Source organism: Salipiger sp. IMCC34102 (assembly GCF_004145405.1).
Taxonomy (GTDB): domain Bacteria; phylum Pseudomonadota; class Alphaproteobacteria; order Rhodobacterales; family Rhodobacteraceae; genus Loktanella.
Map to the genome: position 1 here is coordinate 366,452 of NZ_SELQ01000002.1, position 20,445 is coordinate 386,896.

Genomic DNA, 20,445 nt, shown 5'->3' on the forward strand with positions numbered 1-20,445 from the left:
AATTGCCCGTCCTACCTAACCTCGCGCGCGGCGAACTCAAGTCGCAACCGGTCGCGGTTGCGTGCGCACCAGTTCAGAAGGCCGATGCAGGGCAAGGCCGTGATCTCTCCGCTGTCGACGAGCGCCAGCGCCCGGTCGAGGGGGATCGCGTGCAGCCGCAGATCCTCGTGTTCCTCCGCCAGCCCGCCGCGCCAGCGCGAGTCGCTCTCGGGCAGGTCGCAGAGGCCCGCGAAGCAGTGAAAGTAATCCGTGGCGTTCCCCGGGGAGGCATAGCCCGCCATCGCGCGCACCAGCGTCACATCCAGTCCGGCTTCCTCGCTGGTTTCGCGCAAGGCCGCCGTCTCGGGGGCCTCGAAGGCGTCGATCATGCCCGCGACCGGCTCCAGCGTCCAAGGGTTGGGGGCGCCGTGTTCCAGCGCGCCCATGCGGACCTGTTCGACCAGCACGACGCGGTCGCGGGCGGGGTCGTAGGGCAAAACGAGGACCGCATCGGTGCCCACCAGCACTTCGCGCGGATGCGGCCCCTGTGTCGTGCCGTCGAAACCGCGGTGCGTGACCTCGAACGCCTGCAGGCGGAAGAAGTTGCCCGCAGGCTGTGCGCGGTTCAGGCTGACCGCATCGCCGGGTGCTGCCGCGTGACGCAAATCCGCCGGTGCCGCGCGGCGGGTGGCCTGCAGCCGGTTCCAGGCCCGGCGTTGCATCATCGGGAACTGGGCGCGCAGATCTTCCGCTGCGGGACGCGGCGTCGTTGCGAAAAGCTCCTCCGCCGCCCAGACCGCGGCCGGACCGTATTCCGCCTGCCAATGGGAAAGCGACCAATCGCCCTCCCCCGCTTCGGCCTCCTCGGGCGGCAGCCACATCCGCGCAGAGCGCGACAGGCCGCCCACGGTGACCTGAACCTCGACCAGTGTGTAGCCGAAAGCCCCTTCGTAGAGCGCGATCCGTTCGGCCTGAACATCGGACAGGTCGGGCCAGAGAAGTCCCTCGCACCGCGCCCCTTCGCCGGGTTCGATCAGCGGCACCACCGATCCCATCAGGGGCCGAAGGCGATACCCCTCCACCGTCGCGGGGACCGGCTCCGTCGCCGCCCCCGCACCGGCGACGGCTTCGCGCAGGTCCGCGTCCCGCAAGGTGCCGTAGAGAAAGAGATCCATCTCAGCGATACCGTCGGCCGATGAACTCGCAGGTCAGCCCGGCGATCACGCCGCCTATGACCAGAACGGCGGCGATCTCGACGCTGGCCAGTTGGACCGCGTACTCGGCGATGAACTCGAATATCCGCACGACCGCTTCGACCGGATCGTCGTAGGCCCCGCGCATCGCCCGCGAGATCATCGTCCAGAAGCTCATCACGAAAAGTGTCACGACGGCGAGTGCCGCAGCCGCGGTCAACCCGATGCCCACCGCCTGACCGTAGCCCTGCCCGGTGCGGGCCCCAATCACCGACCATCCCGCCCAAAGCCCGATCACACCGCAGATCGCGTGCCAGGGCCGGGCCGCGTCGGCCCCCTGGAGGGCCGGCACGAACAGCACCGCAAGCGCAAGCCCCATCGCGCCGAACAGGATCGCTCCGGTCAGTTTAGAGGCGGTCGGCATGCGGGGCCCTCCGGGTCGCGCCCGACGACGCTCAGGCCGGTCGGGCGATGGTGATCTGGGTCACGTCGCAGTTTCCGCTCGCGAAGGTCGAGGCACAAGAGGTGAGGTAGAAATTCCACATCCGCCGAAAGCGCTCGTCGAACCCCATCTTCGCGACCTCTGCCCAGGATGCGTTGAAGGCTTCGTGCCAGCGGCGCAGGGTCTGGTCGTAGCTCTGGCCGAACTCTTTGGACTTGACGACCACCAGCCCCGCCGCATCCACCACCCGGCGCAGGGCACCGGGGCTGGGCAGCATGCCGCCGGGGAAGATGTATTTCTGGATGAAATCCGGGCCGCGCTTGTAGACGGTCCACCGGCGGTCGGCCACGGTGATGATCTGCAACGTGGCGCGCGCGCCCGGCTTCAGGCGGTTTCGCACGGTCTCGAAGTAGACGGGCCAGTATTGTTCGCCCACCGCCTCGAACATCTCGATGCTGGCGATGCCGTCGTAGGTGCCGCGTTCGTCGCGGTAGTCCTGAAGCTTGATGGTCACGCGATCCGACAGGCCCGCTTTCTCCATTCGGTCGACGGCATAGTTGAACTGCTCGGTGCTGATCGTCAGGCAGGTGACCTTCAGGTCACGTTCGGCGGCGGCGTATTCCGCGAAGCCGCCCCAGCCGCAGCCGATCTCCAGCACGTGGTCACCGGGCTTTGCGCCCATCTCGTCCACCATGGAGGCGTATTTCCTGCGTTGCGCGGCTTCCAGACTTTCCTGCCCGGTCTCGAAGATCGCGCTGGAGTAGGTCATGCTCTCGTCCAGCCAGGTCGCGTAGAAATCGTTGCCCAGGTCGTAGTGGAACTCGATGTTGCGCCGCGCCTGCTTCTTGGAGTTGCGCTGCAACCAGAACCGCAATTTCTCGTACATCCGCACGAGCGCCTGCCCGGGGAAGCCATCGTACATCTCCTCGGCGTCGTCGTGCACGAGGTCCATGAAGGCCTGCAGGTCCGGCGTCGACCACCAGCCGTCGAGGTAGGCGTCGCAGAGCCCCAGGTCCCCTTCGCGCACGGTGCGCGCGAACACGTCGCCGTTGTGCACGGTGACCTCAGCCACATGGCCCGGCCCCTCACCTTCCGCGCGGAAATGCCGCCCGTCGGGCAGGATCACATCCAGGCGTCCGCGCTTGAGTTTGAGGATGTTGAAGACAGAGGCGAAGTAGCGCGGAAGACCGGTCTGGCCCTCGGTGGTCGTCAGGATCATGCGCGTGGGGTCCTCTGGATGGTCGGTTCAGATGCCACTATAGCACTGGATTAACTTTGTAACCCGCAGACACGGGCTGTCACCGCGACAAGTTGCACGCATCCGGTCGGGCGGCGGCTATTCCTTGAAGTCGTCGTAGGCGGCCAGCGCGGCCTTGCGCCCTTCGTCGGCGTCCACGATCGGATCGGGATAGGGATCGTCGGCGGACATCGACCAGTGCTTCGGGATCGCCTCGAAGTAGGACAGCGCCGTCTTAGGCGGGTCGTCCTGCCCTTCGGCGATCCAGGTATCGACATAGGCACGGTCCTTGTCGAACCGATCCAGTTGCGTGACCGGGTTGAAGACGCGGAAATACGGCGTGGCATCCGGCCCCGACCCGGCCGACCACTGCCAGCCCATCGCGTTGCTGGCCGGGTCCCAGTCGATCAGGCAATCCTGGAACCAGCGCTGACCGATCCGCCAGTCGCATCGCAGGTGCTTGGTCAGGTAGCTCGCCACGATCATCCGGCCGCGGTTGTGCATCGTGCCGGTCACGTAAAGCTCGCGCATGGCGGCATCGACGAACTTGATCCCGGTCCGGCCCTGCTTCCACGCCTTGACCTCGGCCTTGCGCTCGTCGGTGTTCCAGTCGAAATCGTCCCACTTCTCGCGCCAGTTGTCGGTGGCGATCCGGGGCGTGTGATAGATGAGGTGATAGGCGAACTCGCGCCAGACCAGCTCCTGCAGGAACGTCTCCGCGTCCTTGGACCCTTCGCCGACCTGCCGCTGGCCCGCGTGCCAGCACGCAAGTGGCGAGATCTCTCCGCATGTCAGGTTCTCGGACAGACCGGAGGTGCCGTCCTTCTTGGCCGGAAGGTCTCGGTTCGTCTCGTAGTCGGACAGGCGGTGCTGGATGAAGGTGGCAAGACGCTGTTGCGCGGCCTCTTCGCCGACCGTGCACCAGGGCCGGACGATCGGCGCGCCGCGGTCCATGGCGTCCCCCATCTTCCACTCGTCGAGGTCGTCGCTGTCCGGCCACGTGCCGGGACCGGCAATCTTCGACGGTGCCGCGGTCGTGCCCGGCAGCTCGCGCTCGCGCACGGCGCGCCACATCGGGGTGAAGACCTTGTAGAAACCGCCGCTCTTGGTCTCCACCGTCCAGGGTTCGAACAGAAGGTGACCGTCGAAGCTGCGCGCGTCGAGGCCGTCGTCGGTCAGCCCCTCCTTCACGCGGGTGTCGCGCTCCACGCAGTCGGGATCGTAAAGGCGCGACCACCAGACGGCGCCTGCCCCGGTCTCCTCGGCCAGTTCGCGCAGCACTTCCAGCGCGGGGCCGCGACGCAGGATCAGGCGGTTGTTCTTGTCCTGCAGGGCGTCGGCATGGGCGGCGATCGACATGCCCCAGCGCATCCGCGCGGCGGCACCGGTATCGGCCACGATGCCGTCGTGGATGAAGACGGGGATGACGGGCCGGCCGCTGTCGCAGGCCTTCGCCAGGGCGGGATGATCGGAGAGCCGCAAATCGCGGCGAAACCACAGAAGGATCGGAGAGGTATCGGACATCGCCCACATCTAGCGCCGGTCCCGCCGGATCAACCCTGCCCATACGCAAAACGCCCCGCACGAGGCGGGGCGTTTCAGAATGTTCGCTGTGACGGCGATCAGGCCGGTTTCGGCTCGGACCGCAGCCCTTGGAAGATGGCCCAGCACATGAAGAGCAGCACCACCGTGAACGGCAGCCCGGTCGAGATGACCATCGACTGCAACGATCCAAGTCCGCCCGCGGAGAGCAGCAGCACGATCGCCACCGCGCCCTCGAACAGGCACCAGAACACGCGCTGCGGTGCGGGAGCGTCGATCTTGCCGCCGGCCGTGATCGTGTCGATGACCAGAGAACCCGAGTCCGACGAGGTCACGAAGAAGACGATGACCAGGACGATCCCGATGAAGCTGGTGATCTGCGCCAGCGGCAGCGCGTCCAGCATCGCGAAAAGCTGCACGGGCAGTTCGGCATCCTGGGCCGCGGTGTAGCCGTCGTTGACCACCTGCAGGATCGCCGTGCCGCCGAAGACGGACATCCACAGCACGCAGACGAGGCTCGGGATCAGCAGGACGCAGGTGACGAATTCACGCACCGTCCGGCCGCGGCTGACGCGCGCGATGAACATGCCGACGAAAGGCGACCAGCTGATCCACCACGCCCAGTAGAAGGACGTCCAGCCCTGCACGAAGTTCGTGTCGAGCCGTCCGACGGGGTTCGACAGGGCGGGCAGGAAGGTGACGTAGGCCAGCAGCGATTCACCAAACAGCACCAGAAGCGCCACGGTCGGCCCCACCAGCAAGGTGAAGATCAGCAAGAGGGCCGCGAGCCCCATGTTGAGCTCGGACAGGACCTTCACGCCCCCGTCCAGGCCGCGCAGCACCGACACCAGGGCGACGGCGGTGATCAGCGTGATCAGGATGACCTCGGTCGTGTTGCCCGTCGGGATCCCGAAGAGCTCGTTGAGACCGGCGGTCGCCTGTGTGGCCCCGAAGCCCAGCGAGGTCGCCAGACCGAAAAGCGTGGCAAAGACCGCGATGATGTCGATCACGTGACCGGGCCAGCCCCAGACACGTTCGCCCAGCAGCGGGTAGAAGGCGGAGCGGATGGTCAGCGGCAGGCCCTTGTTGTAGCTGAAGAGCGCCAGTGCGAGACCCACGACGGCGTAGATGCCCCAGGGGTGCAGACCCCAGTGGAAGATCGTCGCGGCCATACCCAGCCGGATCGCTTCCTGCTGGTTGTCGGCGGCCCCGTTGAGCGGCGACCAGTCGGTCCGCGCGACGGAGGTGTCGGCCCCTTCCAGCGGCGCCGGGGCGGTGCCGCCCATCGCGGTGGAGAAGTGCGTCAACGGTTCCGAGACGCCGTAGAACATCAGGCCGATGCCCATGCCGGCCGCAAAGAGCATCGCGAACCAACCAAGGTAGGTGTAGTCGGCCGTCGCGTCCGCCCCGCCCAGCCGCACACGGCCCAGCGGAGAGACGATGAGGAACAGGCAGAACAGCACGAAGATGTTCGCCGCCGTCAGAAAGAACCAGTCGAAGCCCTGCGTGACCGCGCTGAACAGCCAGCTGAACGCGCCACTGGCCTGTTCGGGAAGCGCCAGCGTGTAGAACACGAAGGCGATGACCGCACCCGCCGACACGCCGAAGACGGGGTTGTGGATGTCGTATCCGATCCTGCCGAAGGAACCTTCGATGTTGTCCTGTCCAATGTCGTATTCGGTCTCGATGGTGTTAACGGCACCATCGGGCTCGGGTATACCCTGCCCAGTTGTGTCAGTCATAAACGGACTCCAAATTTTACATGTGTGTTAACCTAACACGCGTTTACCCGTCGGCGCAAACCCGCCGTTCACCTCGGGGGCAATAAAAAAAGGCCCCGCGTCTTGGCGCGAGGCCCTTGCCTGCCGGTGTTCAGGCGGCTATTCGGCCGGGCTGGGTTGCCCCGGCCGGCCCTGGGCGGCACCCTTTTGGTGGTGCAGCTCCGCGACGTTGGGCTCCGCCGTCGTGGGCATCCCCGCCTTCAGCCGACGGCTGTCCAGCCAGATCGCCTTGATCAGCGACACGGCCATCAGCACCATCACCACCGAGAACGGCAGCGCCCCGATCACCATGGCGGTCTGGATCGCGCCGATCCCGCCGATGATCAGCAGGGCCGCCACCACCGCGCCAAGCGCCACGCCCCAGAAGATGATGTGGGGCCGCGCTTTGGGGCCCTCGTCGCCCGCGGCGTTGATCGTGTTGACGATCAGCACCGCCGAGTCCGCCGAGGTCACGAGGTAGGTCATCAGCAGTACCACGATGATGACGGCCATGGCGTACTGCAGGATCTCGCTGCCGATGAGGATATCGGTCATGGCGAAGATCTTGCCGCCGTCCGTCGCCTCGAAGATGGCGCCGCCCGCCTGGCCCGACAGTTCGAGGTCGATGGCGGTGCCGCCCGCCCAGGCGAACCAGACGAAGCACATCAGTGCGGGCACCAGGATCGCGCCGAGCACGAACTCGCGGATCGTCCGCCCCTTGGAAATCCGGGCCAGGAACAGGCCCACGAAGGGCGCGAAGGCCACCCACCAGGCCCAGTAGAAGACCGTCCAGCCGCCCTGCCAGCTGGCTAGCGCCACGTCCGTCTCGCTCTCGCCGCCGTAGACGCTGACCATCATGGCGGGAAGCGCCACGATATATTCCCAGATGCCCACGAAGAACGCCTGTGCGCCGAAGAAGGTCGCGCCGAAGATCATCAAAAAGCCCAGCAGGAAGATCGACAGCACCATGTTGAGGTTGGACAGCCACTTGATGCCCTTGCCCACGCCAGACAGCGCCGACAGGGTCGAGGCGCCCATGATCACCGTGATCGCCACCAGGATCCCCAGCACAGAGGGGCTCACCGCACCCTCCGCGTCGGTGCGCATCAGCCAGTCGCCGACGCCGATCCGGCTCAACCCGTCGATGAACTGGTTCACGCCGAAGCCCAGCGTCTGCGCCACGCCCAGGACCGTGGCGATCACCGCCACCGCGTCGATCACGTGCCCCAGCTTGCCCGACAGCCGCGCGCCGAAGAGCGGCGTCAGCGAAGAGCGGATCGTCAGCGGCAGGCTACGCCGGTAGGCGAAGAACGCAAGTCCCAGCCCCGCGATGGCGTAGGCCGACCAGGCGGTGAACCCCCAATGCAGGTAGGACCACTTGAAGGCGTTCATCGCGTTGTCGGCGCCCGCCGCCGTGGCGCCCCCCAGGATCACGTCGGGGTTGTTGTTGAAGTGATAGATCGGCTCGGCCACGGCCCAGGTCAGCATGCCGACCCCGATCCCGGCCCCGAACATCATCGAAAACCACGAGAAGTTGTCGAACTCGGGCACGTCATCCGGCAGGCCCAGCTTCAGCTTGCCCGCGATGGGCCAGCAGGCCAGCCCGAGGCAGACGATCACGAAGAAGGCCATCACGGCCACGTACCAAGTGGCGAAGTTCGTCAGGATGAAGCTGTTGAACTCGCCCAGGATGCGGCCCGCGTTGTTCGGAAAGGCCACCGCCCAGATCACCAGCAACCCGATGACGATCTTGGACGACAACGTCACGTCGAGGTTGAAGCCGGAGTAGAACCCCCGCTTCGCCACCTTGATCGGCAGATCGGTCAATATCGGTTTGAGCGCCATCTCGTGTTCTCCGTCATGCAGGGCCCCGTGCCCTGCTCTGACGGGTTTTTTATACGCGGCCCGCGCCTTCTCCTACGAAAATCGACGCTTTCAGCCGTTTACATCCACGACGACGCGCCCGCGCACCTGTCCGTCGAGAATCTCCGCGCCAAGCTTCGGCAGATCCGAAAGCGTCGCGGGCTGGATCATCGCGTCGAGCTTGTCCAAAGGCAGGTCCCGCGCGATCCGCTCCCAGGCTCGCTGCCGACTCTCGAAGGGCTGCAGGACCGAGTCGATCCCCAGCAGGCTGACCCCGCGCAGCAGGAAGGGAATGACCGTCGCGGGCAGATCCGCCCCGCCGGCCAGCCCCACGGCGGCGACCGAGGCCCCATATTCCATCTGACCCAGCACTCGCGCCAGCATGGCGCCGCCCACCGCGTCGACGCAGCCGCCCCAGCGCTCGCCTTCGAGCGGTTTCTTCACCGTCTCGTTGATCTCGTCGCGGGCCACGATCTCGGCCGCCCCCAGGTCGCGCAGGTAGTCGGCGCTCTCGGGCCGACCGGTCACGCAGGCCACCCGGTGACCGAGGCCCGCCAGGATCGTCGTCGCGACCGACCCCACCCCCCCGGAGGCGCCGGTCACCAGCACCGGACCTGCCTTGATCCCCCGATCCTCCAGCGCCATGACCGCCAGCATTGCGGTGAAGCCCGCCGTGCCCACGGCCATCGCGGCCCGCGTCGTCAGCCCCTCTGGCAAGGGGACCAGCCAGTCGGCCTTCACCCGCGCCTTTTGCGCGTAACCGCCCCAATGCGCCTCACCCACGCGCCAGCCGGTCAGCACGACCTTGTCGCCCGGGGCATAGCGATCGTCCGAGGACTCCTCGACCGTCCCGGCGAAATCGATGCCCGGCACGTGCGGATAGGTCCGCACGAGGCCGCCGCCCGACCCGATGCACAACCCGTCCTTGTAATTGACGGTCGTATATTCGACCGAGACCAGAACTTCGCCCTCCGGCAGGTCGGAGACCTCAAGCTGCTCGACCTGCGCCGAGGTCTTCCCGTCATCGCCCTTTCGCACCACTACCGCGTCGAACATCGCATCTCTCCCTTCATTCATCTGGCAAATCAAACTCCCGCCGGAGGCTCCGACAGTGCCGTCCCGCCCTGCCTCCGCAACGGCTCGCACAGCATCTTTTCATCGCAAGCAGCCTCACCGGTAAGCGCCGCCTGCTTCGCACCGCCGCGCCTCCCCGCAAAAAACCGGGCGCATGCTGCGAACGCGATGGTCTCCTCCAGGTCGGAGCGACACACACCCCGCCCGCCATCAAGGCCCATCTCGCCCGGCGGATCAAGCGGCGTCCTGCCTGAAAACACCTCTTGGGCGCCCCGAACACCGGGGGCAAACCCGATCGCGATCGACGACATGGCAACTCCAGTGAGCACAGCCGCCACGGCACCTTGCAATCGCAGGTCCTTCCCCGTCAGGCGGGTCCCCCCGATGAGGCGCCTTGACGCTTGAACGGCGCGGCGCGCAGCCCTAGCATTCCCCGCAACAAGACCATTCAACCGGGAGACTTCCATCATGAACCGCATCTTGTGCACCACCGCCCTCATCACCCTCGCCTCCGCCGCGGCGGCCCAGGACGATAGCCTTCTGGTCTTCGACTACCCGGGCTTCGAGAATCCCGATTTCCACACCGGCTACATCGAGAAGAACGGCGACACGCCGTCCTTCACCTTCTTCGGCGACGAGGACGAGGCCTTCCAGAAGATCCGCTCCGGCTTCCAGGCGGATGTCGCGCACATCTGCGCGGGATCGGTCACCAAGTGGGCCGACAGCGGGATCCTCGATCCCTGGGATACCAGCCGGATCGACGCCTACGAGGATCTCGACAGCAACCTCACCGGCGAGGACGTGGCCGCGGGTGAAGATGTCTACTTCATCCCGACCGATTTCGGCTCGACCGCCATCGCCTACAACCCCGACGAGGTGCCGGCCGAGGACGTAAGCTCGCTCAACGTCTTCCAGAACCCCGCCTACGCGGGCCGCATGACGCTGCCCGACAACGTCGACGACGCCTATGCACTGGCCTACCTCGCGACCGGCGTGGACAACTGGACCAACGCCACCGACGAGCAATTCGAGGCCGCGTCGAACTGGCTGCGCGAGGTGCACCCCAACCTGCGCACCTACTGGACCGATCCCGCGGAACTGGCGCAGCTCATGGCCTCGGGCGAAATCCTCGTAAGCTGGGCCTGGAACGAGACCTATCCCACGATGGTCGAGGAAAATCGCCCCATCGGCTTCCAGCGCGAAGCGGCGGAAGGCTCGTCGCTCTGGCTGTGCGGCTACGTCAACCTGTCCGACGGGCAAGGGTCCGAGGACAGGGCCTATGACTACCTTAACGCGATGCTGGCGCCTGCCTCGGTCGAGCCGCTGCTGGCCGAAGGGTTCGGATCGGCGAACGCCGTCGCCCTCAACGAGGTGGTCAGCGAAGAGGACCTCGCCGCTTCCGGGCTCGAACCCATCGCCGTTCCGGTGCTCGCGCAGCTGCCGATGAGCAACGAGATGCGTGAACGCCAAGCCGAGACCTTCGAGCTGATCAAGGCCGGCTTCTGATCCCACCCTTCAGACCGGGAATGACAAGGCGGCCTTCTCACGAGGGCCGCCTTTTTCGTACCACCCGGATTCGCGATCGCCGCCTCCCAATCCACGCCAGGCAGCTCTCACGCACGCCCGCATCGAGGCCCCACTCGCGGCCGTGCGGCCTCGCGCCCGGACTTCTTTAAGCCCGAGATACCACGGGGGACGTCCGCGGGACGGGGGGTAGAGCCCCTCCCCGGCTGGGCAGTCCCTCCCGCCGAACTAGCTTCCGACGGAACGCATAGTGACAAAGGACGCTTTCCATGGACCTTATCAACATCCTGCTGGCCCTTCTGTCCATCGGCTTCGGCGCACTCGGCTGGCTGGCACCGCGCTACACGATGGACAAGCTCGACCTCGCCACGAAGAACGACAGCACCATGGGCGTGTCAGAGGTCCGCGCGGCCTCGGGGGCGCTCTTCGTGGGTCTGGGGCTTGGCGCCTTGCTTACCGGCCTGCCCGGCGCCTATGCGGCGATCGGCTTCGCATGGGGGGGCGGCGCGGTCGGACGGCTGACCTCGATCGTGCTGGACGGGTCCAGCCGTTCAAAGTGGATCTTCTTCGCGGTGGAGGCCGTCGTGGGACTCCTGGCCATCGCGATCAACCTGTGACGCTTTCCTCCACGCGCGCGGTTGGCTAGACACGAGGCCAACCGCAGCGACGAGGCACCCACATGGCAAGACTTTTCCGATGGCTCCTGCGGCTCGCGACCGTCCTGTTCGTCGTCGTTCTCGGGGGACTGGTGCTGGTGTGGTACTTCGCCTCGCGCTCCCTGCCCGACATCGACGGCACCCACACGGTCGCAGGCATCACGGCACCGGTCGAGATCGTGCGCGACAACGCCGCCGTGCCGCATATCTTCGGCCAGACCGACGAGGATACCTACTTCGCGCTGGGCTACGCCCATGCGCAGGACCGCCTGTGGCAGATGACGATGCTGCGGCGCACCGCCCAGGGCCGCCTGTCGGAACTCTTCGGGCCGCGCACCGTGTCGATCGACAATCTGTTGCGCAGGCTCGACCTCTACAATCTGGCCGTCTCCTCGGTGGAGACGCAGGACGCGCAGACGACCTCCGCACTGGAGGCCTATGCCGATGGCGTGAACGCCTGGCTGGAAGAGATCAACTCGGGCGCCCACGGACGCGGCGCGCCGGAGATGTGGATCTTCGACCACGCCATCGCCCCCTGGCAGCCCGCCGACAGCATCGCGGTGCTCAAGCTGATGGCCTTGCAACTCTCGGGCCACGCCAGCAGCGAAGTGCTGCGCGCGCGCACGTCCCTCATGGTCCCGCCCGAGCGGCTGGCGGACATCCTGCCCGATGATCCCTCGCGCGGGATCGCGGCCTTGCCGGAATACCGCGCGATGATCGACGGGGTGGAGCCGGGCCTGCGCAGCGCAAGGGCCTTCGACGACCCGTTGTCGCCGGTGAAATCGCACGAGCTTTCGGGTGCCTCGAACGCCTGGGCGGCGGGCATCGACAGGGCCGCCGCCGGTTCGACCTTGCTGGCCAACGATCCTCACCTGGGGCTGACCGCCCCCGGAATCTGGTACCTCGCGCGGCTGCAACTCGAAACCGGCGACGTGATCGGCGCCACGATCCCGGGCCTGCCGGTGGTCCTGTCGGGTCGCAGCGCGGACATCGGCTGGGGCGTGACGACCGCTTACGTCGACGATCAGGACATTCACCTCGAAGAGGTCAATCCCGACAATCCCGGGCAGTACCGCACGCCCGACGGCTGGGCCGATTTTCGCAGCCGCGACAGCATCGTGCGCGTCAAGGGCGCGCCCGCGATCACTCTGCGGCTGCGCTGGACAGACAATGGCCCCGTCCTGCCCGGTCCCGTCTACGAGGTGGGCACCGTCACCCCGCCGGGGCACGTGGCCTCGCTGTCCTGGACGGCGCTGTCGGGGTCGGACCCGTCGGTTTCTGCCGCGATGGCGATGATGCGGGCCCGCACGATCGAAGCCGCCATCGACGCGGCCGAAAGCTACATGGCACCGGCCCAGAACCTGACGCTGGCGGATCGCACGGACGTGGCGCTCAAGACCATCGGAGTCATCCCCCGCCGCGATCCCGCCCATCAAAGCCAAGGGCGCATGCCGTCCTACGGCTACCTGCCCGAGAACCGCTGGGACGGGCGGATGCCCTACGACACCAACCCCGAGTTCATAGCCCCCGAGGGCGGGATTCTGGGCAATACCAACAACAAGACCGTGGACCGGCCCTTCCCCGATCACGTCAGCTTCCGCTGGGGCGATACGCAGCGGATCAATCGCTGGCGGCGGCTCATGCAAAGCCGCCAGGTCCACACGCGCGACAGCTTCATCGAGGCGCAACTCGACACCGTCAGCTTCACCGCCCGGTCGCTCCTGCCCCTGATCGGCGCCGACCTGTGGTTCACCGGCGAAGCCGCGCCCGAGAACACACCCGAACGCCGCCGCCAGATCGCCCTGTCGCTGCTGGCCGACTGGAATGGCGAGATGAACGAGCACCTGCCGGAGCCGCTCATCTACGCGGCCTGGATCCGCGCCTTGCAGGACCGGCTGATCCGCGACGAGCTGGGCCCGCTGGCCGAGGAGTTCACCCACGTCGATCCGGTCTTCATCGAGCGGGTCTATCGCGACGTGGGCGGCGCCGCCGCCTGGTGCGACGTGGCCCAGTCGGCTCCGGAGGAGACCTGCACCCAGATCGCCCGGCTGGCGCTCGACGATGCGCTGCAATGGATCGACGAAACCTACGGCACCAACATCGAGGCATTGCGCTGGGGCGATGCCCACCAGGCGACCCACGACCACCCGACGCTCGGGGAGGTGCCGGTGCTGCAATGGTTCGTCAACATCCGGCAATCGACCTCGGGCGGCGACAACACGCTGATGCGCGGGCGCACCTCGGGAACCGGACCGCACCCGTTCCGCAACGTCCACGCGGCCGGCTACCGGGGGGTCTACGATTTCGCCGATCCCGACAGCTCGGTCTACGTGACGGCCACCGGCCAGTCCGGGCATTTCCTGTCGCGCTACTACGACAACCTGGGCGAGCTCTGGCGGCGCGGGGAATACGTGCCGATGTCCCTCGACCCGGCGCTGGCGCGCGCGGCGGCCCTCGGCACGCTGACGTTGATGCCGGAGGTCCGCTGACGACGGCTGCCGCGTCGGACCGCTGTGAACGTGTTAACCTTTTGGTAACATTTTTTGTCTAGCAGGACCCATGATCCGTTCGCTGCGCGATATACCTCTCGTCCTGTTGCGTCTGGCGACGCCGACGGGGCGGATCAGCGCGCTGCTGAAGTTCATGGCGTTCAATGCCCTGATCTATGTGATCTCGGTGGCCTTAGAATACGGGCTGACCGGCACGATCCTGCATGAAACACCGGTTCGGGTCGCGATCATCTTCGGCACCTCGACCCCTTTCATCTTGTTGCTGATGTTCGGGTTTTCCGTGGCGCGCCAGTCCAATGCACGGTTGGCCAATCTGGCGGCGACCGATCCCATGACCCGCCTGCCGAACCGCCGGGCCTTCTTCGACGGCATCGCGGAAAGTCGGCGGACGGGCGCACGCGGCTATCTCGCGATCCTCGATGCGGACCGGTTCAAGACGATCAACGACACGCTCGGCCATGATGCGGGCGACCGGGCCCTTCTGGCCGTTGCCGACTGGATGCGGCGCCGGGCGGGACCGGAGCTTCTCTTCGCGCGGATCGGGGGGGAGGAGTTCGGCGTCCTGGCCACCGGCGCATCGGCCCGGTCCGCGATCGACGCGATCGAAACCGACCTTTGCCCGAACCTGTGCTTCGGCTTGCAGGACGAGGGTCCGACCAGATCGCTTACGCTGTCGGCCGGGGTCGTGGTCTTCGATCCCGATCTCGACCCCCATGACATGCTGCGCGAAGCGGACGCGGCGCTCTACCGCTCGAAGATCGCCGGTGGCGCCAGGTTGACGCGATCGGCCGCGCGCTTCCACGAAGCGGCACCGAACCTGTCCCCGAAATCTTACGAGCGGAGCGCCCACAGGGCGACCGGTGCGGGTGCGTGACGCATGGAATGACGGCCGCTTCGTTGGGGAGAGGCAGCGGCAGCGCGCCCGCGCCTCACCGCGTGTGACATCAAGCTGCGACCGCACGTTGAGGACCGGATGCGCCGCAATGCACCGGGCCTTTTCACGAAAAAGCCCGGCGGTCGGTCTGACCGCCGGGCTTGGCCCCGTAAGCGCGCACGCCTTTCAGCGGCGGGCGTCGCCCACCAGCTTCCACAGGCCGGGCACAAGCAAGGCGGCAAGGGCCAGCTTCAGGACGTCGCCGACCAGGAAGGGCGTCACACCCCAGGCCATGAGCGGCTGGTCCCAGCCGTAGAGCACGCCCAGCCACAGCACGCCGGGGACGTAGATCGCGACGTTGCCCGCGACCAGCGCCGCGACCATGCCGCCGACGCTGCGATCGAGGCCCGCGCGCGCGGCCATGCCCAGCAGGCCCACGGCAAACACGTAGCCCAGAAGGTAGCCCCCGGTGCCGCCCATCATGTAGCTCAGGCCCGCGGCCTCGGCACCCGATCCGGCGAAGACTTCGAGCCCGAGCGCACCAAGGATCAGGTAGCCCAGGATCGTCACCAGACCCAGGCGTGGCCCGTATGCGGCCCCCAGCGTCAGGACCGCGAAGGTGCCCATCGTGATCGGCACGGGCCACATCGGGATCTTGATCTTCGCCGCAAGCGCCAGAAGCGCGATCCCGGCGACAACCATCACCGCCTGCTTGACCCGCAACGCGGTGCCTTCGGTCGCGCCGAAGGTCTCCCCCAGCACCTTGTCCGTCATCGTGAGCGCCATTGCCGCCCCTCCGTCCTAATTGAAACTTCACCCATGTTTGGCGCAGCCACGCGCGCGGCGCAAGGCATCACGCACGCAGGTAAGTCGTGCGCATCTCGTAGTCCTTGCGTGGACCGCTCACGCGCCATCGGGTCGTCCACCGAGGAAAGTCATTGAAATCATAAGCCACGCGGTAGAAATCGGCCCCGCACGGGTGGTCGGTTCCCGCGCCTTCGCCCGTGGGACGGAAACTGTGGAAGGTCCGACCGTCCGCGAAGAAGACCGCGATGCGACCGTCCTGCGCGCGCCAGATGTAGCGTCGTTCTGCCTGCAGGGGCGGGGCCGCGCCAAGATGCAGCGTCCCGCTCTCGACATAGGCAAGCGCGCCGTCGCCCGCCGCCGTCAGGCGCGCGCGGCCCTCGAACCGGCCCTCTTGCCCCGCCAGGCGGTCGTCGATCAGGCGCGCAAGCCGCCAATCCCCTTCGAAGTCGCCGAGTTCCGGCATGGCCACCTTTCCAAATTCGCCGCACCCCAGTATGACGCGCGCGACCCCGCTGCCAACCCGAAAGGCCTCCCGCATGATCCTGCGTTATTCCCGCCCCGACATGGTCGCCATCTGGGAGCCCGCCACCAAGTACCGCATCTGGTTCGAGATCGAGGCCCACGCCTGCGATGCGATGGCAAAGCTCGGCACGATCCCGCAGGAAAACGCGGACGCGGTCTGGAAGGCCAAGGACGTGGAGTTCGACGTGGCCCGCATCGACGAGATCGAGGCCGTCACCAAGCACGACGTCATCGCCTTCCTCACCCACCTGGCCGAACACATCGGGTCCGAGGACGCACGCTTCGTCCATCAGGGCATGACCAGCTCCGACGTGCTGGACACCACGCTGAACGTGCAGCTGACCCGCGCCGCGGACCTGCTGCTGGAAGGGCTGGACCGGGTGCTGGCCGCGCTGAAGGCGCGTGCGATGGAACACAAGGACACGGTGCGCATCGGGCGCAGCCACGGCATCCACGCCGAACCCACCACCATGGGCCTGACCTTCGCGCGCTTCTACGCCGAGATGGACCGCGGTCGCCGCCGGCTTGTCGCCGCGCGCGAGGAGATCGCGACCGGCGCGATCTCCGGCGCGGTGGGCACTTTCGCCAACATCGACCCGGCGGTGGAAGAACACGTCTGCGCGCAGATGGGCCTGACGCCCGAACCGATCAGTACGCAAGTCATCCCCCGCGACCGGCACGCGATGTTCTTCGCCACGCTGGGCGTCATAGCCTCCTCGATGGAGAATATCGCGACGGAGATTCGCCACATGCAGCGCACCGAGGTGCTGGAGGCCGAGGAGTTCTTCTCGAAAGGTCAGAAGGGCTCTTCCGCCATGCCCCACAAGCGCAACCCGGTGCTGACGGAGAATCTGACCGGCCTTGCGCGCCTCGTCCGGATGTCGGTCACGCCTGCGCTGGAGAACGTGACGCTCTGGCACGAGCGCGACATCAGCCATTCCTCCGTCGAACGCGCGATCGGCCCGGACACCACGATCACCCTCGATTTCGCGCTGCACCGGCTGGCGGGGCTGGTCGAGAAGCTGGTGATCTACCCGCAGCGCATGCTCGACAACATGAACAAGTTCCGCGGGCTGGTGATGTCGCAGCGCGTGCTTCTGGCCCTGACCCAGTCGGGCGTCAGCCGTGAGGATGCCTACACGCTGGTGCAACGCAACGCGATGAAGGTCTGGGAGGAAGACCGGGATTTCATGACCGAGCTTCTGGCCGACGACGACGTGCGGGCCGCCCTGTCGGAAGACGAGATCCGCGAGAAGTTCGATCTGGGCTATCACACCAAGCACGTGGACACGATCTTCAAGCGGGTCTTCGGCGACGCGTGACATTCCGCCCGGCGCGTCCGACCGCAGCACTCCATGCGCCGCCAGCGCCACGTTTGAACCTTGCGGCCCGGAGGCAACAAACCGCCGGGAGGCATGGCCGCGCCAAGGCCTCCCGTCCGGTCCTTGACATGGGCGAGGGCAGATTTCTGCCGCGTCGCGGCGCTCGCGTTCAGGGATCGTTCACGAAGATTCCCTAGCGGAGGGCATGCATCACGCTGACCTCCCTTCTCCCGACGCGGGCACACCGCCCCAGCAGCTCACGCGGCAGCGCAAGGCTGCGATCATCGTGCAATTGCTGATCAACGACGGCAACCGGCTGGCCCTGTCGAGCCTGCCCGAACGCATACAGGAAGACCTGACGCGCGAAATCGCGGCGATCCGGCTCGTGGACCGCGACACGGTCAACGCCGTGGCGGAAGAGTTCGTGGCGCTGCTGGACGCCATCGGGCTCAGCGCGCCGGGCGATCCCCTGGCCACGCTCGAGGCGATGAGCGACCTGATCTCGCCCGAACTGCTGGCGACCCTGCGCGAGAAGATCGAGAGCGGCGGCCAGGTCGAACGCTGGGGCACGGTCCTGAACCTCGACGACGCCACGATCCGCCAGATCCTGGAAACCGAGGATCTGCAGGTCAGCGCGGTCCTTCTGTCGAAACTGCCCGTCGCACGGGCGGCGCGCCTGCTGGGCGCCCTGCCCGGCGAACGCGCGCGGCGCATCGCGGTGGCGGTGAAGACCACCGGCGATATCGCCCCGGTGGCGGTGACGCGGATCGGCCAGGCGCTGGCGGCCAGCTACGGATCGCTCCGGCAACCGGCCTTCGGCAAGGCCCCCTCGGCCCGGATGGGGGATATCCTGAATTCCTCCTCCTCCAAGGCACGCAACACGATGCTTGGAGACCTCGAGGAGGCCGACCGCGACTTCGCAACCGACGTGCGCCGCGCGATCTTCACCTTCGAGGATATCCCCGACCGCTTGGAACAATTCGACGTGCCGGGCTGCCTGCGCGATGTGGATCCGACCGAACTGGCCCGCGGCGTGGCCTTCGCGATAGCGGAAGGTGGACAGTTGCGCGAAGCCGCGGACTTCCTGCTGAATGGTCTCAGCCAGCGCATGGCCCAGCAGATCCGCGATGCCGGGGACGACATGGGCGAAATCCCGACCTCTGACGGGGAAGACGCGGTCGGTGCCATTGCCGCCGTGATACGCGACCAGGCCGACGCCGGCACGATCCGGCTGAAGGCCCCCAAGGACGGCTGACGCAGGGCCCTTTTCACCACCGGCCGGGAGCGGTATCGCAAGGCATGACCCGTTCCCTTGCCCCTGACGACGGCCGACTGTCCCATCGCCTGCAGGATATGACCCTCCGTGGGGTTCTATGGGGGCTGCGTCGCCTGCCCTACGGGACACGGCTTGCGCTGATGGGGCGTGTCATGGCGCGGGTCGTCGGACCGCTCAGCGGCTACCGTGCTCGTGCCGAGGCCAATCTCGCGTTGATCCGGCCCGAACTGACCGCGACGGAGCGGCGCGAACGCGCGCGGCAGGTCTGCGACAACTTCGGCCGGACGCTGATCGAGAACTACTCGCACGTCGAATTCGGCGCCCGCCTGTCCGGGACGACGCCGGAAGGTCCGGGTGTCGCGGCACTCGAGGAGGCCGTGTCACAGGGGCGGCCCGTGATCTTCGTCACCGGGCATTTCGGGAACTTCGAGGCCCCGCGCCACGTGCTCACGCAAAGGGGCCTGACCATCGGGGGCCTCTACCGGCCGATGGCCAACCCCCAGATCGACGCCCACTACCGCGAGACGATGACAAGCTGGGGCGGGCCGGTCTTCGCGCAGGGAAGTCGCGGGACCATGGGCTTCGCGCGGCATCTCAAGTCCGGCGGGCTGGGCACATTGCTGTTCGACGTGATGGTCCACGAAGGCGTCCCGATCCCCTTCCTGGGCCGCGACGCCATGACCTCGCTCTCCGCCGCCGAGATGGCGGTGCGCTTCGACGCGGCGATGATCCCCTATTTCGGGATCCGGCAGGCCGACGGGGTCTCGTTCCGGGTGGAGGTCGATGCCCCGATCCCCCATGGTCCGCCGGACGAGATGATGCGCGCCGCGACTGCCCGGCTGGAGGCGCGGATCGAGCGACATCCGGAACAATGGTTCTGGGTGCACCGCCGGTGGAAACAGTCGAAGCGCTGACCGGTCACGGCGCGTGCGGCATCGGTTGCCCCGGACCCGGGGCCGTCCAAGTGGAGCCGGTTCAGTTCGGCTCGACCGCCGCCAGGATCGGGCCGGTCGGATCGCCTTGCAGGATGACGACCACGGGGCTCTCGTCGGCGAGCGGGACGCTCAATTCCAGCGGTGTTCCGGTGCGCCATTCGCCGGCGACCGCCCAGTCGGTGACGATATTGCGGTAGGTGATCGTCTTGCCCGCATTCTCTCCACGGGTGATGACGCGGGTCTCGGACGGGGCGTAGCGCACCACCTGCACGATGGCCGTCGCGGGAACGACACCCGTCGCCCGGGCCGAGATGTGCAGGCTGCCCGCCGCGCGGGTCGCGGTCAAGTCGACCGGTGCAGGCTGCGCCTTCGCCTGCGCCAATCCCGCATCCAGCGCCGCAGGATCGCTGCCGACCACCGACATCTGGCCGTCGATCACCATCTGCGGCGTGAAGACGTGCCGTGCCTTGACCGCCCGCGCGTAGGCCCGTTGCCGCGCGCTGTAGGCCGGATCGGCCAGATCGTCGACCCAACCGATGTAATCCCAGTAGTCCACGTGCAGCGCCAATGCGATGACGTCGCCCGCCTCGATCAGCTCCGCCAGAAGACGGTCCGCCGGCGGGCAGCTGGAGCACCCTTGCGAGGTATAGAGTTCCACCACCGGTCGCGAGGTCTGGGCCGCCACCGGCGCTGACAGGGCGGCGAGCATCGCGATGGGGGTGAGGATATGGCGCATGAACTTCTCCGGTTGGTGGGGGTGTCTTATGCAAGGCGGGACCCGCGTGCCAATCAACCAATCGAGATTGTCACGACTGTGGCCCTGACGACATCCCTGCGAACTGGGCGCGTCGCGAGATGGACACATTTGTATGCAATAGTATGCCGAAATCTCGCCACCCCTCTTGCGCGCTTCCCTTCCTTTCGTCAAA

The 20,445-nt window shown here is 67.0% G+C and carries 17 protein-coding genes; 7 read left to right on the forward strand and 10 right to left on the reverse strand.

The features are described 5' to 3' along the window. Nucleotides 1-11: 11 nt before the first annotated feature. The 7 genes from EU805_RS06085 to acuI all read right to left on the reverse strand — a co-directional run bounded on the left by EU805_RS06085 (nucleotide 12) and on the right by acuI (nucleotide 9,072). Nucleotides 12-1,154: an NUDIX domain-containing protein gene (locus tag EU805_RS06085; protein ID WP_129763058.1), complete on the reverse strand. Its 1,143-nt coding sequence runs from the start codon at nucleotides 1,152-1,154 to the stop codon at nucleotides 12-14. Nucleotide 1,155: 1 nt separating this feature from the next. Next, nucleotides 1,156-1,596 (reverse strand): TrgA family protein, encoded by a 441-nt coding sequence (locus EU805_RS06090; protein WP_129763059.1) that lies wholly within the window; start codon nucleotides 1,594-1,596, stop codon nucleotides 1,156-1,158. Nucleotides 1,597-1,627: 31 nt separating this feature from the next. After that, nucleotides 1,628-2,833, reverse strand: a complete 1,206-nt coding sequence (locus EU805_RS06095; protein WP_129763060.1) for a cyclopropane-fatty-acyl-phospholipid synthase family protein — start codon at nucleotides 2,831-2,833, stop codon at nucleotides 1,628-1,630. Nucleotides 2,834-2,950: 117 nt separating this feature from the next. After that, nucleotides 2,951-4,375 carry a deoxyribodipyrimidine photo-lyase gene (locus EU805_RS06100; RefSeq protein WP_129763061.1) on the reverse strand — a complete coding sequence of 475 codons (1,425 nt, stop codon included), beginning with the start codon at nucleotides 4,373-4,375 and terminating at the stop codon, nucleotides 2,951-2,953. 98 nt (nucleotides 4,376-4,473) lie between these two features. Continuing rightward, nucleotides 4,474-6,135, reverse strand: coding sequence for a BCCT family transporter (locus tag EU805_RS06105; RefSeq protein ID WP_129763062.1), 1,662 nt, complete (start codon nucleotides 6,133-6,135; stop codon nucleotides 4,474-4,476). Between the two features lie 138 nt (nucleotides 6,136-6,273). Beyond that, nucleotides 6,274-7,998 carry a BCCT family transporter gene (locus EU805_RS06110; protein ID WP_129763063.1) on the reverse strand — a complete coding sequence of 575 codons (1,725 nt, stop codon included), beginning with the start codon at nucleotides 7,996-7,998 and terminating at the stop codon, nucleotides 6,274-6,276. 90 nt (nucleotides 7,999-8,088) lie between these two features. After that, the gene (acuI, locus tag EU805_RS06115) at nucleotides 8,089-9,072 is read right to left on the reverse strand and encodes an acryloyl-CoA reductase (protein WP_129763064.1); all 984 of its coding nucleotides are present in this window, start codon (nucleotides 9,070-9,072) and stop codon (nucleotides 8,089-8,091) included. A 486-nt stretch (nucleotides 9,073-9,558) separates the two neighbouring features. Between acuI and EU805_RS06120 the strand changes: the two genes are divergently transcribed. The 4 genes from EU805_RS06120 to EU805_RS06135 all read left to right on the forward strand — a co-directional run bounded on the left by EU805_RS06120 (nucleotide 9,559) and on the right by EU805_RS06135 (nucleotide 14,654). Next, a complete protein-coding gene (locus EU805_RS06120) occupies nucleotides 9,559-10,596 on the forward strand; it encodes an extracellular solute-binding protein (protein ID WP_129763065.1) in 1,038 nt (345 codons plus the stop codon). Nucleotides 10,597-10,883: 287 nt separating this feature from the next. Then, nucleotides 10,884-11,231: a DUF4345 family protein gene (locus EU805_RS06125; protein ID WP_129763066.1), complete on the forward strand. Its 348-nt coding sequence runs from the start codon at nucleotides 10,884-10,886 to the stop codon at nucleotides 11,229-11,231. Nucleotides 11,232-11,293: 62 nt separating this feature from the next. Continuing rightward, nucleotides 11,294-13,759 (forward strand): penicillin acylase family protein, encoded by a 2,466-nt coding sequence (locus EU805_RS06130; protein ID WP_129763067.1) that lies wholly within the window; start codon nucleotides 11,294-11,296, stop codon nucleotides 13,757-13,759. A gap of 70 nt (nucleotides 13,760-13,829) precedes the next feature. Continuing rightward, the gene (locus tag EU805_RS06135; protein ID WP_129763068.1) at nucleotides 13,830-14,654 is read left to right on the forward strand and encodes a GGDEF domain-containing protein; all 825 of its coding nucleotides are present in this window, start codon (nucleotides 13,830-13,832) and stop codon (nucleotides 14,652-14,654) included. A gap of 186 nt (nucleotides 14,655-14,840) precedes the next feature. On the opposite strand, the gene EU805_RS06140 is transcribed toward EU805_RS06135, so the two are convergent. Both EU805_RS06140 and EU805_RS06145 read right to left on the reverse strand, forming a co-directional pair. After that, complete coding sequence (locus EU805_RS06140) at nucleotides 14,841-15,440, reverse strand: biotin transporter BioY (RefSeq protein WP_129763069.1); 600 nt, start codon at nucleotides 15,438-15,440, stop codon at nucleotides 14,841-14,843. 67 nt (nucleotides 15,441-15,507) lie between these two features. Then, nucleotides 15,508-15,924, reverse strand: coding sequence for a DUF6314 family protein (locus EU805_RS06145; RefSeq protein ID WP_129763070.1), 417 nt, complete (start codon nucleotides 15,922-15,924; stop codon nucleotides 15,508-15,510). A gap of 73 nt (nucleotides 15,925-15,997) precedes the next feature. Between EU805_RS06145 and purB the strand changes: the two genes are divergently transcribed. From purB to EU805_RS06160, 3 genes are all read left to right on the forward strand, one after another. Then, complete coding sequence (gene purB / locus EU805_RS06150) at nucleotides 15,998-17,305, forward strand: adenylosuccinate lyase (protein WP_129763071.1); 1,308 nt, start codon at nucleotides 15,998-16,000, stop codon at nucleotides 17,303-17,305. 205 nt (nucleotides 17,306-17,510) lie between these two features. Beyond that, nucleotides 17,511-18,560, forward strand: a complete 1,050-nt coding sequence (locus EU805_RS06155) for a FliG C-terminal domain-containing protein (RefSeq protein ID WP_129763072.1) — start codon at nucleotides 17,511-17,513, stop codon at nucleotides 18,558-18,560. Between the two features lie 98 nt (nucleotides 18,561-18,658). Next, on the forward strand, nucleotides 18,659-19,495 hold the full coding sequence (locus EU805_RS06160; RefSeq protein WP_242494070.1) for a lysophospholipid acyltransferase family protein: 837 nt from the start codon (nucleotides 18,659-18,661) through the stop codon (nucleotides 19,493-19,495). 61 nt (nucleotides 19,496-19,556) lie between these two features. Here EU805_RS06160 and EU805_RS06165 read toward each other — a convergent pair whose 3' ends face one another. Next, the gene (locus EU805_RS06165) at nucleotides 19,557-20,252 is read right to left on the reverse strand and encodes a thioredoxin family protein (RefSeq protein WP_129763074.1); all 696 of its coding nucleotides are present in this window, start codon (nucleotides 20,250-20,252) and stop codon (nucleotides 19,557-19,559) included. Nucleotides 20,253-20,445: the final 193 nt, after the last annotated feature.

Coding starts and splice junctions, on each gene's coding strand:
- EU805_RS06085 (WP_129763058.1), bottom strand. CDS start 1,154: ATGGATCTCTTTCTCTACGGCACCTTGCGGGACGCGGACCTGCGCGAA.
- EU805_RS06090 (WP_129763059.1), bottom strand. CDS start 1,596: ATGCCGACCGCCTCTAAACTGACCGGAGCGATCCTGTTCGGCGCGATG.
- EU805_RS06095 (WP_129763060.1), bottom strand. CDS start 2,833: ATGATCCTGACGACCACCGAGGGCCAGACCGGTCTTCCGCGCTACTTC.
- EU805_RS06100 (WP_129763061.1), bottom strand. CDS start 4,375: ATGTCCGATACCTCTCCGATCCTTCTGTGGTTTCGCCGCGATTTGCGG.
- EU805_RS06105 (WP_129763062.1), bottom strand. CDS start 6,135: ATGACTGACACAACTGGGCAGGGTATACCCGAGCCCGATGGTGCCGTT.
- EU805_RS06110 (WP_129763063.1), bottom strand. CDS start 7,998: ATGGCGCTCAAACCGATATTGACCGATCTGCCGATCAAGGTGGCGAAG.
- acuI (WP_129763064.1), bottom strand. CDS start 9,072: ATGTTCGACGCGGTAGTGGTGCGAAAGGGCGATGACGGGAAGACCTCG.
- EU805_RS06120 (WP_129763065.1), top strand. CDS start 9,559: ATGAACCGCATCTTGTGCACCACCGCCCTCATCACCCTCGCCTCCGCC.
- EU805_RS06125 (WP_129763066.1), top strand. CDS start 10,884: ATGGACCTTATCAACATCCTGCTGGCCCTTCTGTCCATCGGCTTCGGC.
- EU805_RS06130 (WP_129763067.1), top strand. CDS start 11,294: ATGGCAAGACTTTTCCGATGGCTCCTGCGGCTCGCGACCGTCCTGTTC.
- EU805_RS06135 (WP_129763068.1), top strand. CDS start 13,830: ATGATCCGTTCGCTGCGCGATATACCTCTCGTCCTGTTGCGTCTGGCG.
- EU805_RS06140 (WP_129763069.1), bottom strand. CDS start 15,440: ATGGCGCTCACGATGACGGACAAGGTGCTGGGGGAGACCTTCGGCGCG.
- EU805_RS06145 (WP_129763070.1), bottom strand. CDS start 15,924: ATGCCGGAACTCGGCGACTTCGAAGGGGATTGGCGGCTTGCGCGCCTG.
- purB (WP_129763071.1), top strand. CDS start 15,998: ATGATCCTGCGTTATTCCCGCCCCGACATGGTCGCCATCTGGGAGCCC.
- EU805_RS06155 (WP_129763072.1), top strand. CDS start 17,511: ATGCATCACGCTGACCTCCCTTCTCCCGACGCGGGCACACCGCCCCAG.
- EU805_RS06160 (WP_242494070.1), top strand. CDS start 18,659: ATGACCCTCCGTGGGGTTCTATGGGGGCTGCGTCGCCTGCCCTACGGG.
- EU805_RS06165 (WP_129763074.1), bottom strand. CDS start 20,252: ATGCGCCATATCCTCACCCCCATCGCGATGCTCGCCGCCCTGTCAGCG.